The sequence below is a fragment of the Chloroflexota bacterium genome (genome assembly GCA_016219275.1).
Taxonomy (GTDB): Bacteria; Chloroflexota; Anaerolineae; order UBA4142; family UBA4142; genus JACRBM01.
In genome coordinates this window covers 130214-146934 of record JACRBM010000054.1, presented here as the reverse complement: position 1 = coordinate 146934, position 16721 = coordinate 130214, and the positions used below count along the sequence as shown (strand labels likewise).

13 protein-coding genes are annotated in these 16721 nt (G+C 57.2%); 6 read left to right on the top strand and 7 right to left on the bottom strand.

Features of this window, described 5'->3' with window-relative positions:
- Window positions 1-79: 79 nt before the first annotated feature.
- Window positions 80-334 carry a DUF433 domain-containing protein gene (locus HY868_14505; GenBank protein ID MBI5303343.1) on the top strand — a complete coding sequence of 85 codons (255 nt, stop codon included), beginning with the start codon at window positions 80-82 and terminating at the stop codon, window positions 332-334.
- 269 nt (window positions 335-603) lie between these two features.
- On the opposite strand, the gene HY868_14500 is transcribed toward HY868_14505, so the two are convergent.
- The 6 genes from HY868_14500 to HY868_14475 form a co-directional block, all read right to left on the bottom strand.
- The gene (locus HY868_14500) at window positions 604-1782 is read right to left on the bottom strand and encodes an acetyl-CoA C-acyltransferase (GenBank protein MBI5303342.1); all 1179 of its coding nucleotides are present in this window, start codon (window positions 1780-1782) and stop codon (window positions 604-606) included.
- Between the two features lie 79 nt (window positions 1783-1861).
- The gene (locus tag HY868_14495) at window positions 1862-2284 is read right to left on the bottom strand and encodes a four helix bundle protein (GenBank protein MBI5303341.1); all 423 of its coding nucleotides are present in this window, start codon (window positions 2282-2284) and stop codon (window positions 1862-1864) included.
- A 60-nt stretch (window positions 2285-2344) separates the two neighbouring features.
- A complete protein-coding gene (locus HY868_14490; protein ID MBI5303340.1) occupies window positions 2345-4729 on the bottom strand; it encodes a 3-hydroxyacyl-CoA dehydrogenase/enoyl-CoA hydratase family protein in 2385 nt (794 codons plus the stop codon).
- Window positions 4730-4914: 185 nt separating this feature from the next.
- Window positions 4915-5910 carry a LysM peptidoglycan-binding domain-containing protein gene (locus HY868_14485; protein MBI5303339.1) on the bottom strand — a complete coding sequence of 332 codons (996 nt, stop codon included), beginning with the start codon at window positions 5908-5910 and terminating at the stop codon, window positions 4915-4917.
- A 146-nt stretch (window positions 5911-6056) separates the two neighbouring features.
- Window positions 6057-7733, bottom strand: coding sequence for a right-handed parallel beta-helix repeat-containing protein (locus tag HY868_14480; GenBank protein ID MBI5303338.1), 1677 nt, complete (start codon window positions 7731-7733; stop codon window positions 6057-6059).
- Between the two features lie 137 nt (window positions 7734-7870).
- Window positions 7871-9847 carry a diguanylate cyclase gene (locus HY868_14475; protein ID MBI5303337.1) on the bottom strand — a complete coding sequence of 659 codons (1977 nt, stop codon included), beginning with the start codon at window positions 9845-9847 and terminating at the stop codon, window positions 7871-7873.
- A 186-nt stretch (window positions 9848-10033) separates the two neighbouring features.
- Between HY868_14475 and HY868_14470 the strand changes: the two genes are divergently transcribed.
- On the top strand, window positions 10034-10612 hold the full coding sequence (locus HY868_14470) for a hypothetical protein (protein MBI5303336.1): 579 nt from the start codon (window positions 10034-10036) through the stop codon (window positions 10610-10612).
- A 95-nt stretch (window positions 10613-10707) separates the two neighbouring features.
- Window positions 10708-11145 (top strand): chromate resistance protein, encoded by a 438-nt coding sequence (locus tag HY868_14465; protein ID MBI5303335.1) that lies wholly within the window; start codon window positions 10708-10710, stop codon window positions 11143-11145.
- Window positions 11146-11215: 70 nt separating this feature from the next.
- Here HY868_14465 and HY868_14460 read toward each other — a convergent pair whose 3' ends face one another.
- Entirely contained in the window at window positions 11216-12943 is a 1728-nt protein-coding gene (locus HY868_14460; protein MBI5303334.1) for a CapA family protein, read from the bottom strand.
- A 64-nt stretch (window positions 12944-13007) separates the two neighbouring features.
- Here HY868_14460 and HY868_14455 point away from each other — a divergent pair, with 64 nt between their 5' ends.
- The 3 genes from HY868_14455 to HY868_14445 all read left to right on the top strand — a co-directional run bounded on the left by HY868_14455 (window position 13008) and on the right by HY868_14445 (window position 16716).
- Window positions 13008-14243: an MFS transporter gene (locus HY868_14455; protein MBI5303333.1), complete on the top strand. Its 1236-nt coding sequence runs from the start codon at window positions 13008-13010 to the stop codon at window positions 14241-14243.
- 22 nt (window positions 14244-14265) lie between these two features.
- Window positions 14266-15564 (top strand): alkaline phosphatase family protein, encoded by a 1299-nt coding sequence (locus HY868_14450; GenBank protein MBI5303332.1) that lies wholly within the window; start codon window positions 14266-14268, stop codon window positions 15562-15564.
- Between the two features lie 138 nt (window positions 15565-15702).
- Window positions 15703-16716: a hypothetical protein gene (locus HY868_14445; protein ID MBI5303331.1), complete on the top strand. Its 1014-nt coding sequence runs from the start codon at window positions 15703-15705 to the stop codon at window positions 16714-16716.
- Window positions 16717-16721: the final 5 nt, after the last annotated feature.

Genomic DNA, 16721 nt, shown 5'->3' with positions numbered 1-16721 from the left:
TTTTCGGCGGAAGTCGGTTGACGCATCGTAGAATCGGTGATTTGCTTTCGAGTGTCGCAGAAAAATAGAAAGGTGATGTATGCTCAACTTGCTTGACCGAATTACGATTGACCCACAGATTTGTCATGGGAAACCGGTTATCCGGGGTCAGCGTTACCCGGTCGAAACCATGCTTGAATTGATGAGTGGGGGAATGACCATAGACGAAATCCTTGCGGACTATGAAGATTTGACGCGCGAGGATTTGCTTGCCGTACTTGCATTTGTTACACGTTTGAAATTATTCAATGAAATCCTTCCACATGTTTCCCCCGATTTGCCCCTGCCCGTGTGAGCAAACGACTCGACCAAACGCGCCAGATTGCCTGTGTGTGATGGGCGCTCCACAAAAAACCCGGAGACAGTCACCTGTCTCCGGGTTTCCTTTTCTCTCCATCGCGCTAGGCGAGGTTCTCAAAAATTCGCGCCGCGCCCACGCTTGGCGCGCCGCCGATGCACATTGTCACTACCGACCTTGGGAAAAGATTTGGAATCCGAGACCTGTCAGGTTTTCAAAACCTGACAGGTCTAGTTCAAGAAGCGAATCCCAACCTCTCCATCGCGCTACGCGAGATTCTCGAAAATTCCCGCCGCGCCCATTCCACCACCGATGCACATCGTCACCATGCCGAACTGCGCGTTGCGCCGTTTCATTTCGCCGATGACCTGCACCGTCAGTTTCGCGCCGGTCGCGCCGAGAGGATGCCCCAGTGCAATCGCGCCGCCGTTGACGTTCACGCGCTCCTCGTCCATCTCGAGTTCGTGCACGACGGCGAGTCCTTGTGCCGCGAACGCCTCGTTCAACTCGATGAGGTTGATATCGTTGAGGTCGAGTCCCGCGAGTTTCAACGCTTTCGGAATGGCTGCCACCGGACCGATGCCCATTAGTTCCGGCTGTACGCCGCCGACTGCGTAGGATCGCACGCGCACGAGTGGTACGAGTCCGAGTGATTCGGCTTTTCCGCGTTCCATCACGACGACCGCCGCCGCGCCATCACTCATCTGCGACGAGTTGCCCGCCGTGATCGTGCCGCCTTGCTGAAACGCGGGCTTGAGCGCGGCAAGTGCATCGAGCGACGTGTCACGACGCGGACCTTCGTCCACGTCAAAAACAAACTCCTGGGATTGCGCCTTGCCGTTATTCACTTCGACGATTTTCACGTCGAGCGGCACGGTCTCTTCCTTAAACTTGCCCGCGCCGATTGCCGCTGTCGCGCGTTGATGGCTTCGCAGTGCGAACTGATCCTGGTCTTGGCGCGAGACGCCGTACTGGCTCGCGACATTTTCCGCGGTCAAGCCCATGCCCAGGTACGCGCCGGGATATTCTTGCGCGAGGTATGGGTTCGGCGCAAAGTGAAAGCCCGCCATCGGCACCATACTCATCGTCTCCGCGCCGCCGGCAATAATCACATCACCCCACCCCGCGATGATTTGTTGCGCGGCGAGCGCGATCGTCTGCAAGCCAGACGAGCAATAGCGATTGACCGTCATCGCGGGAATCGTGTACGGCAGTCCCGCGCGCAGAACAACCGAGCGCGCCATGTTCAATCCTTGTTCGCCTTCGGGAAACGCACAACCCAGGATTACATCATCCACATCTTCCGGTTTGAGCGCCGGTGCGCGTTGCAATGCGGCGTTGACCACTGCCGCGCCCATATCTTCAGGTCGTGTCGTCCGCAGTTTGCCGCGCGGCGCTTTGCCGACCGCGGTGCGGGCGACGGAAACGATTACTGCTTCACGCATGTTGCCTCCAATTGCAAATTGCGAATTAGGAATTGCGAATAAAAAATGTTCGCAATTTGATTATCGCAATTTGATATTCTTATTTTGTTCGTTTTGATTTTTGTTGTGCGATAGTGGTTACCAGTAACGCGATGATCTCATCGAGCAAGGCGAGACGATGGTCAAGCACTTTATCGGTCAGTAAATGCCGCGCGCGTAGATACCAGCCCTGAGTCTCGCGCGCCGAGCCAAGCGCAAATTTCAAGAATCGTGCGTAATCGGCTCCCAGTCCCCGTCCATACCCTTCCTCGATGTTCGCACTGATCGAACCAGCGCTGCGAATGATTTGCTCCTCGATGGCGCGCCCGCGTCGCTCTTTCTCCAACTTTTCGCAGTCGAACCACACGAGATCGTACATGAACAGCGCCTTGGGATACGCGACAAAATTCCAAAGCGGATTCTTGCGAATGCGTTGTGGAATTGTTGCTTGCCATGTTTCAAACGAAGTCGGTCGAGTTCCCATTTTGTTCCTCCGTGAGTGATATAGTGCAATTCCTAATTCGCAATTCGCAATTCGCAATTTCTAATTCCTCAACGGCTTGCCCGTACTCAAGAAATGCCAAATCCGCTCGCGCGTTTTCTCTTCGCCGCACAGCGAGATGAATGCCTCGCGTTCGAGATCGAGGATGTACTGTTCGTCCACCCAGGTCGGCGCGGTGAGACTGCCGCCGCACAAGACGTACGCGAGTTTCTCGCCGATCTTGGCGTCGTGTTCCGAGATGTACTTGCCCTTTACCATCGAGTAAATGCCGATGCGTAGCGCGGCGAGCATTCGTTCGCCCGCGGCGTAAATGATTTTACCGCGCATCGGCGGACGATACCCGTGCGCGACGAGTTCGAGCACCATGCGTTTCGCTTCCGCGATTTGTTGATCGCGGCTCATCACGATGCGGTCGGTCGCGCCGAGAAAGCCCATCTGCCGCGCTTCCTCCGCGCTCGTCGCGACCTTTGCCATGCCAATCGTTTCAAAGACGCGTTGCAAAAAGGGAAGCGGGTCCACGTTTGGCGTTTGCATCGCCGGCGCGACGATGCGGCGCAACAATTCCTTGCAACCGCCGCCCGCCGGAATCAAACCCATCCCGACTTCGACGAGACCGATGTACAGTTCACCGTGCGCGACTGTACGCGCGCCTTGCATCGCGACTTCAGCGCCGCCGCCAAAGGTGTAACCGAATGGTGCGGTCACCACGGGCTTGGCGCTGTACCGTGTTGCCATCAAGAATCCTTGCAGCGCGCGCGCGATGCGATCAATCTCATCCCACTTTTGGTCGTTCGCCGCAAGTCCGATCATCATCACGTTTGCGCCCGCGCAGAAATGTTCGCCCTGATTGCCGATCACCAAGCCGGCGAAATTCTGGTTCACCTCGTCGAGCGCGGCTTGCGCGATTTCGATGATGCTCTCGTCGAGCGCGTTCATCTTGGTATGGAATTCGAGACACGCGACGCCATCGCCGAGGTCAATCAACGACGCGCCGTCGTTTTGTTGAATGACGTTTTGATTCCGCAACAAAACCACTTTGGGATTCGTCGGCAGTGGGCAGTACCCTCTTGATTTCGGATCGTAGTACTGACCGTCTTTGTAAAAACTGGGATGCCCAGTTGCGAGCATCTCTTTCACCCACGCCGCGACCTGGATGCCTTCGCGTTCCATCCGCGCGACGGTGTCGGCGACGCCGAGTGCGTCCCAGGTTTCGAACGGACCGGTCTCGTGCGCGAAACCCCAGCGAATCGCATTGTCCACCGACACAATGTCGTCCGCGATTTCGGGAATGCGATTCGCCGCGTACGCGAGATAGTGCGCGGTCGTGTCCCAGATAAATTGTGCGCCGCGATCCTCTTGCGCGATGATGAAGCGCAGGCGTTCGCCGAGCGTGTCGTACATCTCCGCGTTCGTCGTCGAATCGTAAAAGATTTTTTCGGCGGGCTTGTACTCGAACGTTTTCAAATCGAGCGCGTGAAATTCCTTGCCCGCTTTGGTGCGAACTTCTTTGTAGAATCCGCCTTTCGCTTTGTTGCCAAGCCAGCCGCGCTTGACCATCTCGCCCAAAAATTCCGGCGGCTTCAAGTGCTCGCGCGATTCGTCGTCCGGCACGGCGGCGTACAGGTTGCTCGCGACGTGCAAGAGCACGTCGTTGCCGACCAGATCGGCGAGGCGAAACGACGCGGTCTTGGGATGCCCGATGATCGGTCCGGTCAAATCGTCTACTTCATTCACCGCGTAACCATGATCGAACGCGTACTGCATCGCGTACATCCCGGCGTACGCGAACAAACGATTGCCGACAAAGTTGGGGCGATCTTTGCAGACGACGACGCCTTTGCCCAGCGCGGTTTCGCCAAATTCCTTGACGAACGCGATGACCTCGGGCAGAGTTTCGGGTCCTGGGATCACTTCGAGCAATTTCAAATAGCGCGGCGGATTGAAAAAGTGTGTGCCGATGAAATGTTGCTTGAAGGATTCGGAACAGTTGGCGGAAATGTCTTTGATCGGAATGCCGGACGTGTTGGTCGAGATGATGCTGTTCAGTTTGCGGATAGCATCAATGCGCGCCATCAAATCTTGTTTGATCTTGAGATGTTCGACGACGACTTCAATAATCCAATCGGCATCGCGCAGTAAATCGAAATGGTCTTCGAGGTTACCGACCGTAATCCGGTCGGCGAGCTGGGGAGCGAACAGGGCGGCGGGGCGAGATTTCTTGACCGCATCGAGACCCGCGTTGACGATGCGGTTGCGAACGGCGGGGTGAGCGAGCGTGAGACCTTTGCTCTCTTCGTCGGATGTCAGTTTGTTCGGTACGATGTCGAGTAGAATCGCATCGTACCCGGCGTTGGCAAAATGCGCGGCAATTGCGCCGCCCATCGCGCCCGAACCGATCACCGCGACTCGGTTGATTGAATGCGTCATTGCATCTTCCTCCTTCGTCTGAATGGTGGTTTAACCGAACACGCAACACGATTATATCACATCATCGCGAAAACACAATAAAAAATGCGCCGAAAAAATCCGACGCGTTTTTCCGATTGGCGAGCAAGAAAGAAGCCAGGTTTCTCCCTTTCGGGGGAACCTGGCTTCTCGCCAAGCGGTTAATCTTATTGGACAGTCACGGACGCCGTCATCTGCGCGCCGTGAATCTCGCAAAAGTACGGATACGTTCCCGGCGTGCCAAATGTGTACGTGAACACTTGACCCGGCGAAAGGTTCGCGCGGAAGAATCCGGTCAGATTCCCAGGCGTGCCGCTCGTTACCGTGTGCGCGACGGAATCGCGATTTTCCCAACGCACGCTTGCGCCGCGCTGAATCGTAACCAGGGGTGGGAGGAAGGCAATGTTTTGCATAATCACGACGGCAGGCGCACCCGTCGTGGTTGTCGGTGTCGGCGTGAGCGTCGGTCCGCCCGGTGTGATGGTCGGGGTCGGTGTGCCTGGGGTGCCGGTCGGTGTAATCGTGGGAATCGGCGGATACTTGACGGTGCCGGTGTAAGGCACAACCAGATTTTGTCCGACGTAGATCAAATGCGGATTGTGGATGCCGTTGACGAGCGCAATCGCGTAAATCGAAGTTTCGTACTTGACCGCGATGCGGAACAAGTTGTCACCGGCGACGACGGTGTAGATGGGGAACGGCGCGGGTTGAGGCGTGCGACATGGTACGTTCAGCGTTTGTCCGACAAAGATGAGTGGACTGTACAGATAGTTCGCCTGCATCAATTGATACCACTTGACTTGATAGCGGTACGCAATCGAAAAGACCGTGTCCTTGGCGGCGACGGTGTACTTGCACGCGAAATCCGGCGGCGGCGCCGGCGGCGTGACGGGCACAGTGGGAATGATCAGGCGTTGCCCGACGTAGATGTACTCGGATAGGAGATTGTTCGCGGTCATTAACGCGGGAACGGTAGTGTTGAATCGGCGCGAGATCGAGTAGAGCGTGTCGTGCGGTTGCACGATGTAAATGTACTGCCCGCCGGAGCCGGGTTGTTGTTCGGACGGCGCGGCGGTGATGAGCGCGGGCACGAAGGCGAGCGCCAAGGCGACGAGTGCGATCAAAAAGAGCACACGACTGAGTTGGGTAGATGAAAGACTCACCGGATCCTCCTGGTTGCCGACAAACCCTGTCGGTATCTTACGCGTGGTTAGTAAACTACGGTTACACAAGGATTATACCACAACTCGCGCGCAATGAAAAGATGGGTAAAACCAGGGGCAAGGTTTGTCCCTTGCCCCTGTGTTCGTTAGCGTTTGATCGTTGGCGATGGCGTGACGCCGGCTGGCTTGGTTGCAGTTGGCGGCGCGAGCGTGTTCGTCGGCGTTAGCGTTGGCGTGGCGGTCAAGGTGGGCGCAGTCGTCGCCGAGGGAATGAGCGTCGGCGTGAACGTCGCGGTGGCGGTCGGCGTGGGCGGCGGCGTGGGCGTGATAATCACATTGCCTTCGGCGCGCCCCATGAACTGGAAATCGCGTCCATTGCGAAACAGCACGTTGCTTTCCAGGCGATTGTTGACCGAATCTTGCATGCGAATGCCGGCAACCGCATTATCGTGAAGCGTGTTATTCGCAATCAGATTGTTGCGCGAGGCGTACCGATCCGGCGACGGCGTGAGGAAAAAAAATTGTTTTGCGTCCCAGGTATCCCAGTAAAAGTAAATGCCTTCGCGACTGTTGACAATCGTGTTGTTCGCCACCGTCGTGTTGCGGCTGTTGTACGAAATGATGCCGTGATTCGTCATGTTCGTGATGATGTTGTTGCGAATCTCAGTGCCGTCCGAAAAACCAAACCATACCGCATCGTACGAGCCGGAGATTTCGTTGCCGATGACCTTGTTCCCTTTGCAGAACGAAAACTCGATCGCGTTCCATTTCGCGTTGAGAATGCGATTGCCTTCGATGACATTATTGTCGCCGCATGGGACGGCGTGCGCTTTGATGAAGATGCCGTTGCCGTTCTCACCCTCGACGAGATTGCCGCGCACGACATTGTTGCTCGAGCCGGTTTGCAGAATGATGCCACCCGCGTCGCAGCCCGGCGCGACCGTGCCCGCGCCCCAGGTGCACCACCGAATGTTATCGCGCAACGTGTTCCCGGAAATTTCGCTATTCTGCACGTTGATAAAGTTGATGCCCCATGCCGAGTTCACCGCCGCAGTGTTATTGCGTACGATGACGTTCTGGCTGTCGCGCACGTCAATGCCGATGGCTTGATTGTTCGTAATGTTCTTTTCGACGATGCCGCCGTTCACCGTGTCGAGGCGCAAACCGCCGGCGTCGGCTTGACCCAGGAACACGCCATACCGCCGTTCATCCGTATCGTCGCGATTGTTCGAGAGATCGTTGTCGTGAATGTACACGTTGTTGCCGCCGCCGACAAAAATGCCGGTGCGGAGATAACGAATCTTGCAATTCTTGATTTCGATGTTCGTGGGCGTTTCGAGAAACGGGAAATTGAATTTGCGGACAAAGAATCCGTAGAACTCGTACTTTTTATCCTTGCGCGCTTCTTTGCCCTCGATGACGTGATTGTTGCAATCAAAGATGACGTTGTGACTTTGAATTGGAAAACAATCCCGCGTGCCGGAGGTTTTAATATCCGCGACAAGTTTGTAGTAACCGGGTTGCCAAATCTCGGCGCATTGCGCGACCTCGCGCACCGGCAGTGGTGTTGGGGTGAGCGTCGCAGTTGGAATCGGCGTATTTGTCGTGGTCGGAGTTGGTTCGAGCGTTGGAGTCGCGCTGGGCGCGTTGGTCGCGGTTGGCGCGATCTCGGTTGCGGTCGCTGAGGGTCGTGCGGTTGGTGTGTTCGCCGCGACGCCGCCGGGGGCGATAGCAATCGCGGTCGGTGCGGGCGCGGTCGGAGTTGGCGCACTGCATGATGTTGCATACATCGCAAGCAGTGTTAGCAAGACAAGTTTCTTCAAGTCGTGTACCTCTCGTGCGTGAAATTTTCCACTGGGCGAGTATAGCATAGGAAAGCGGTACGTCAAAAATCGCGTAATGCAATCGGGGCGTTCCGCGGAACGCCCCGACTCGACGAACCTGGAATGTCGCGGGCGTGTTAGCGCGCCATCATCACGATATTGCGCCCCGCGGCTTTCGCGGCGTAAAGCGCGTCGTCTGCCGCGCGCAAGATGTCCTTGAGCGTCGCGCCGTGATCGGGAAACATCGCGACGCCAATCGAGAGCGTCACGCACGCGGAAGGTTCCGCGCGAATGATCGGCAGCGCCGCGATCGACGCGCGAATTTCCTCGGCGCGTTGCCGGGTATAGTCGGGCGAGGCGTTGATCAATACGCAAACCAGTTCTTCGCCGCCGTAACGACAAACGATGTCGCTCGCGCGCACCTGAGTGACGATGTTCGTCGCCAAGGTGCGGAGCGCTTCATCGCCGGCTTCGTGACCGAACGTGTCGTTGATGTCCTTGAAATGATCCACATCCATCATCAAGATGCCGAGCGAATAGCCCCCGCGCGCGGCGCGCGCCAATTCGCGCGGCAAGGTTTCGTTGAGATAAAGGCGATTGAATAACTGGGTGAGCGGATCCCGGATGGCGAGCGCGCGCAACTCGGTGTGCAAGCGGCTGATTTCTTCGATCTGTTGTTTGAGGCGTACGTTCGTTTCGACGAGCGTTTCTTCGGCGCGTTTGCGTTCGGTAATATCTTGTGCGAGCGCGATGACCACGGCTTGACCAAAATACGTTCCCGGGTAAAGCCGCACGTGTTTGGGAAAAATCTCGCCGTTGCGCCGTATGCCCCAGAATTCAAACTGTTGCGGCTCGCCCTCAAACGCGCGCTCGACCAGGCGACGAATTTCCTCCAAGTCGTTTTTCCCGGGCGCGGCGACGACCGCCGGTGTCTGACCGATGAGGAATTCGCGCGGGTACCCGTACATCGCGAGCGCGCCGTCGTTGACATCGAGAAAGTGTCCTTCGCGGTCTTGGATGTAAATCGCTTCCGCGACGCTGTTGAACAGTCCGCGATAACTGGTTTCACTTTCTTGGCGGGCTTGTTCCGCCCAATGGCGTTCCGTACTATCGCGAATCAGAACCAAATGTCCGGCAGTTTTGCTATGCTGATCGCGCAAAGAAGAAATACGCACGTCGAACCACTGGTTCGCATTTGCTTGGATTTCGGTGGGTGTTTCGAAAACGTCGCGCATGAGCGCATCGGTGAGCCACGCGGGCAACACAGCGAATACGGGGCGTCCAACCAGGTCGCTCGACGCGCATCCCAGCATTTGACAGAACATGGGGTTGGTATCCACGATGCGGTTCTGTTCATCCACGACGAGGACGCCGTCGCGCATTTTTTCGACCAAGGCATCGCGCGCGATGGGCGCGAGGTCGAGCAAGCCAAAACGAAATAGCGCATACGTGGCAAGGATGCCGGCAATTGCAAAGGCAATCGGGTTGGGGTCAAAGCCAATGAGCGTCCCTTCCATGCCGATGTAAACCGCGTTGCTGATCCAGGGTACCGCAATTGCCAGGAGGAGGACGAATGTGCGTTGCTGATAAATCTTGTGCGACCAAATCGCGGCGCGAATGAGCAAAAGCGTCGCGATCAAGGTGAGCGTGTATGGATATGCAAACACACCAAGCCAAAAAGCTGGACCGTGACCATAAACTAAAATATTCATGCCGGCGGGACTGGGAGTGAAGCTGGTCCAAATCAAATGATGCCACTCGTTCGTGAACGCGAGCGCCACCGTGATCGTGGGAATCACGAGGAGGCACGCGACATTTCGGCGCGTGACCCATGCGGACTTGCCCGAGTACTCGAGCGTAAAAATTAGGAGGAGGACGGAGATGCTGAGTGAACCGATGTATTGAAGTTTGGACCAGAACACTTGTGCGGTGACGCCGAGCGCGACGAGTTCGAACACGCGGCAGAGCGCCCACTCAGCGATCGCCAGCAACATCAAAGTCATGGGTAATCCGCCGGGAACGGTGCGACGTTGCCATGCTATTGTTGCGACGATGAGGGTACTAAACGTGGTGATGATGTATAAAAAGACGTAGGGGCTAGTTGTGAGATTCATTCGGCATCTCGTGTCATTTCCAGTATAACATAGACGCTTGTAGAATAGAATGGGGGAGAGGGATGACCCAATGCTGGGAAGGTTGGCAAAACGAGTGAGCAGAAAATGAGCACTTGTTTGTCTGGACAGCGGCGGGAAATGATGATAGGGTAGACGCACTATAAATTCGCAATCGGGAGTGCAGATATGAAATCCATGAATTCGCCCAGACATTTCGACCCGCGCAAAATTGCGTACTATGAAAAAGAGAACTGGGTGGCGTACTATCAAAAGCGGTGGTTTCGCTTGCTGGTCGTTTCGGTGAGCATGGTCAAGGAAACGTTCGGGCTGAACTGGTTCCAGGCGATGTACGCGGCATATCTGGTTGCGCGCGCTGAGATTGCCGCCGCGCCTTTTCCGAACAATGACATCCCGACCGCCGAAAAGTACATGCGGCGATTCTACGCGCTCATCAAGCAAGTTCATCACGCCGATTTTGACGTCACGGAGGTTGCGCGGCTTGAGGTCAAGTGGTGGATTTTGCATCGCCAATTGTTCGGCAAATCCGACAACCAGGCATTGGTTGACGCGCTCGCCGATTTGTACGCCGCGAGTTTCGCGGTGCCGCGCGAGCGCGTGCGCGACGCGGCGTACCATCGCGCGTATGCCATGGTCTATTCGGATCGGTGGGTGAACGATGGACGCGATTCGTCTAGTCCACTGCTCGCGCAAGAGGAAGAGGAGCTGTTCAAATCGTACAGCGCGCTGCGCGACGCGGTAGCGTGAAAAACCTTGCGAAGATTGTAAACCTTCGCAAGGTTTTGTCATTGCAATCGTACACGAATGGTGCTACACTCGCGTCAAACATGAGGAGGATCATGATGAAATGGGTTACGCGTTCGCATGTGCATGTGGATCGGGTCGCGTGTCCGTGGCTGATCACGCGATTCATTGACAACCAAGCCGAATTCTTGTTCGTGCCGAAAAACCGCGTGGATCAAACCGCGTCGCAGACCGGCGCAATTCCATTCGATGCGCCCGGCGTCGAGTTGGGACACCGCGACGGTCTCTGCTCGTTCGAGACGATCATGCTCAAGTACGATTTGCGCGATCCCGCGCTCGCGCGCATGGCGCAAATCGTTCACGCCGCCGACGTGGAAGCGGACATTGACAAAGACCCGCTCGCGCGCGGACTCGAAGCGATTGCGACCGGGTATGGTTTGCGTTTTCCGAACGACGAAGAAAACCTGGCGCATCAATTCGAGGTGTACGACGCGTTGTACGCGTGGTGCCGGTTGCAAGTCGCGAAGGAAAAATAACGTGGCGGCGAGAAGACCCCCACCCCTGTCGGCGTTCTTTGCCGACGGGGGAGAGTTAGGGTGGGGGTTGCTACTTGAACCCGCTCGCGCTAAACACGAGCCGGAAAATTTCTGCGCGTTCAGCGGATGTCGCCCAGCGCGGTTGCACGTAATCCTCAAGCACCGTTGGCAGTAGTTCTGTTTGAATCAACTTGTGGCGATAGATCGTGTGCCGCGCGACGAGACCTTGCCGCACATTGTCCGCGTACATCTGATCGAAAAAGAAATTTCCCAAGCCATACAGAATAATGCGTGAACCATCGGGATTGAACTCGATGGCTTGCGGCTGATGCGCTTGCATCCCCGTCACCACATCCGCGCCGGTATCGAGCGCCGTGCGAAACAAAGTGCGATTGCCAAAGTACGGTGCGTAATCGTAATTTTCCTCTGCCTGATATTCGATCAACACCACATCCGCGCGCTGACGCGCTTCGGTGAGATCGCGCTTGAGTTCGTCTACGAGGTACCGCCGCGCGCCCGGTTTCGTTTCGGTTGCCCACACGGTTGGCGGACCGAAACTGTTGACGCCAAGAAACGCAAGCCGATTACCGTGATCCTCGACGTACAGAATCTTGCGCGCATCGCTCGCGTTACGCCCACCGCCGTAATATCGAATCTTGTTCGTGTCGTACAGATCGAGCGTTTTGAGAAACGCGGGCTGTCCATAATCGAGCAGATGATTCCCGGTCAAGCCAACTAAATCCACGCCCGCAAGTTGATATGCCGCGAGATATTCGGGTTTGCTGCACAGCGTTACGACGCGCAGAATCGGTTTGCAATCGGCGGTGAACGGTACTTCATTGCTGACGTGCGTGAGGTCTGCCGCCGCGAGCACCGGCGCGACGAGCCGCGCCGCGAGGGCTGGGTCGCCACGCTCGTCCGTTTTCTGCGCGCTCGTGCGCGCGATTGCGGACGAGCCGGTCATCACGAGCGTGGTCATTTGCGTCACATCGCGATTCGTCGCGACGACGCGTTGGCGCAACGCATTGACGATCCCAGGATCGCCGTTGACGTACGCGCGCCACACGAGCGGATACAGGTCGAGGGGCGCATCGCGTTGCAGAATGTTGTACTCGTCGAGTGCGAGCGCGCGTAGTTTCGGCGAGAACGCGTCGAACGGTACGATGGCGAGCGCGTTGTGATTCGCCCACAACTGCGCGACGAGTTCATTCGCCGCGACGCGTTTGACGTTTGCGCCGGGCGTGTCCCATAGCCAGGCAATGTCCGCGATGGTCTCGTCGCTTGCGAGAATCGTCGTAATACCGTCGGGCATGGCTTGCCCGCGCCACAACGCGCGTACATCACTCGATGCGAGATTGGTGCGGGTCGTCGCAAACCAATCCGCGACGACGTAGACGCGTTCGGTCAACACCTGTGCGTTCTCCGATATTTGCGCGTGCACCGCGACATCGGGGCGCGCGTTGCGTTCGGCGATGTTCCAGCCCAAGCCGCGAATCGCGTGCGTGATCGAGACGCGGACGGTCGCGGTGATTTCGTCGCCGAGCGCGACGAGTTTGGGCGGGAGTGGTGTCAGCGTCGGCGTGGGAATTCGCGTGACGGTTGGCGCGGGCGTGAAGGGGAACGCAGTGGCAGTTGGCGCGTCGGCGATCTCGACGCGCGGTTCGGCGCGCGGCGCGGCGGCAAATGCGCTGAACGCGACCCAGAGGACGATCACCGCGAGGATGATCGCGAAGATGGTCAGGATGAAATGGCGATCTTGATCACGCCGTTCCCGGCGTCGTGCGGTTTTGCGATCCATCACCCCCAGTATATTTTACTTTCACGGTTTGCGCAATCGGCGCTGCTCGGTTAAAATGCCGACCATGACCTCGGAACTCACTTTCACGCGTTTCCTCACGGCGGATGGCTGGTTGCTGTTCAGTACGCGCATCGTGCGATTATTCGCGTACGGATTTCTTTCAGTCGTCCTGGTTTTGTACCTGACCCAGGTTGGGTTGAATGAATCCGAAACCGGGTTGCTCCTGACGTTGACGCTCTTTGGCGACGCGGCGATCTCGTTGTGGCTTACCACATCGGCGGATCGCTTGGGCAGACGCAAGACCTTGCTCGTCGGCGCGGCGTTGATGATTTTCGCCGGCGTTGTCTTTGCGCTCACGCGCAATTTCGTGTTGTTGATCGCCGCCGCGATTATCGGCGTCATCAGTCCGAGCGGCGGCGAGATCGGTCCGTTTCTTTCGATTGAGCAAGCCGCGCTGACGCACCTCCTTCCGAACGAACAACGCACGCGCGTATTCGCGTGGTACAACCTTGTCGGTTCGTTCGCGACCGCGACGGGCGCGCTATGCGGCGGCGCACTCACGCAGATTCTGCAAACGCAAGGCGTGGTTCCGCTCGACAGTTATCGCGCGATTGTGCTGGGGTACGCGCTGTTCGGCGTTGTGCTTGCGTGGATGTTTAGTCGCTTGTCGCCACATGTAGAGACGCGAGCGACCACAAGGATCGCCCCGACGCGGATTGGTTTGCATCGTTCGCGCAACATCGTGCTCAAACTCAGCGCGTTGTTCGCGATGGATGCGTTCGCCGGTGGTTTCGTCGTGCAAAGTTTGCTCGCGTACTGGTTTCGCGTTCGCTTCAATGTCGAACCTGCCGCGCTCGGCGGCATCTTTTTTGGCGCGAACATTCTCGCCGGCATCAGCGCACTTTCCGCCGCGCGCATCGCTGCACGCATCGGTTTGATTAACACGATGGTGATCACGCACATCCCGTCGAACATTCTGCTGATGCTCGTGCCGTTGATGCCGAACTTGCCGCTCGCGATCGTCGTCTTGCTCGCGCGTTTCAGCATTTCACAGATGGACGTACCGACGCGGCAATCGTACACGATGGCAGTCGTCGAACCGGACGAACGATCCGCCGCGTCCGGTGTGACGACGATTGCGCGATCTGTCGGCGCGGCGTTATCGCCGTCGCTTACGGGAATCTTGATGAGCGCATCCCTCCTCAGCGTTCCGTTCTTCTTGAGCGGCGGCTTGAAGATTATCTACGACCTGACCTTGTGGCGGAGTTTTCGGACGATGAAACCTCCTGAAGAAAAGTGAATACTGAACACTGGACACTGCAATGTCACTCGCCGATACCATCCTCAAAAAAATTCGCGCGGAACGAAACGCGCGTTTCAAAAAACTGGGACTGCCGACCGATTTTATCGCGCCGAATTATGGTGGACGTTCTATTGTCAACGTTGCCGCGAGCGTGATCAAATTGCTCGGCGGTGACATTGGCACGCCGGCACTCGACGCGGAGATTCTCGGCGATCTGACCCAGGATGTTCGGCGCATCGTGTTCGTCGTTGTGGACGCGCTTGGCTATCAACGATTGCTCGACGCGCTGGAGACGAAACCGCGCAATGGTTTTCACGCGTTGCTCCAAACGGGCGCGCGCATCGCGCCGCTCACCAGCGTGTTTCCTTCGACGACAACAGCCGCGCTGACTGCGTTGTGGACGGGTTACACGCCGGCGGAACACGGCTTTATGGGCTATCAAATGTTTCTGCGCGATTACGGCGTGCGCGCGGATATGATTACTTTCAGCCCGGTCGCGACGCGCAAACTCGGTTTTCAGCAATTGCTCGACGCGGGGCTCAAGCCGGAAAATTTTCTCGCCGTGCCATCGCTCCCGCAAACGCTTGCGCACGCGGGCGTGCCGGTCTATCACTTTATCGAAAAACCGTTTGTCGAGAGCGCGTTATCGCAAGTGCAAATTCGCGGCGCGCACGAACTGCATGGATTCATTACATCTTCGGATATGTGGGTCGCGCTGCGGAATTGCGTCGAGGAACAGCGCGGCGCGCGCGCAATGTTTGCGGCGTATTGGAGCGCGGTGGACAGCATCGCGCACCTGGATGGACCTTCGGCGGAAAGCATCGTCGCCGAAATCAACAATTTCGCATTTTCATTCGAACGTGAATTTCTCGCGCGTCTTTCGCCGGCGGCGCGCAAGGACACGCTCTTTTTGCTCACTGCCGATCATGGTCAAGTAGATTCGCCGATTCATCGCGCGGTCTATTTGAACGCGCATCCCGATGTGCGGTCGCGCTTGCTGATGGATGGCGCGGGCGATGCGCGCGCGGCGTACCTCTACTGTCGCAACGGCGAGGTGGACGCGGTGCGCGATTATTTTGCGACGCGGCTCGCGGACCAATTTTTCATTCTCGATGCGCGCGCCGCGCTTGATGCCGGCTTGTTCGGTACCGGCATTCGCGCGCCGGAAGCCGAGCATCGCATTGGCGATTTGATCGTGTTGCCGCGCGACGATGCGTACTTGTTGGATAAACGCGATGAACACCCGATGCTCGGACGGCACGGCGGACTCGCGGAGGACGAAATGCTCGTGCCGCTCATCGCGGCGCGGTTGGACTAGACGAATTCCATTTCGATTTACTGGACGCGTGGTATCCAAGACCTGTCAGGTTTCTAAAAACCTGATAGGTCTCGAACGCGTCGGAAATTTGCTCTAGTACTCTTGTCTCGACACCAATCGCGTCCATTCAAATCTATAATGCGAGGTATGAAAACAAATCATTTTCGTTTGATCCTCGCCGGTTCCTTTGTCGCGCTGTCTCTTGCGTTCGCGATGTTGCTTGTCCCCGGCGCGTCCGCCGCGCTCGCCGGTTGTCCGATGTTTCCGGCGGACAATGTATGGAACGCGCGGATTGACGCGTTGCCATTGGATGCGCGCTCGACGACGTTTATCAACGCGATTGGCGCGAACACAATTGTTCATCCGGATTTTGGAACCGTGTGGAACGGCGGACCAATCGGCATTCCGTACACGACGGTGTTGAGCACGCAGCCGCTCGTCCCGATTTCGTTTTACTATCCGGGCGAGAGCGACCCAGGTCCGTACCCGATTCCGCCGAACGCGCCGATCGAGTACGGGAGCGATCACCACATCTTAATCGTGGATCGCGACAATTGCCGACTGTACGAAGTCTACGATGCGTCCACGGCGAATGGAGGCGCATCCTGGAATGCTGGGTCGGGCGCGACCTGGAATTTGAATTCGAACGCATTGCGCCCCGACACCTGGACATCCGCGGACGCGGCGGGTTTGCCGATTCTGCCCGGCTTGATGCGATACGATGAGGTCGCATCCGGCGTCATCACGCACGCGTTGCGTTTTACGATTCACGGCACGGATGGCGCGCACATTTGGCCCGCGCGGCATCGCACGCCGGGCGCGGGAGGCAACAGTCCGAATCTGCCGCCGATGGGACAACGCTTTCGATTGAAAGCGTCATTCATCACGTCAACTTTTTCACCGCAGGTGCAAGTGATTCTCACCGCGCTAAAAAATTACGGCATGTTTGTCGCGGACAATGGAAGCGATTGGTATCTCAGCGGCGCGCCCGATGCGCGCTGGAATGACGACATGCTTGTGAGCGAACTTCGCCGCGTGCACGGTTATGATTTCGAAGCCGTGAATGAATCGAGTTTGATGGTGAACGCGAATTCGGGTCAAGTCCGGCGCACGTTGGCAATGTGGTTGCACCTGCCGTTGGTGTCGAAATGAGAGAA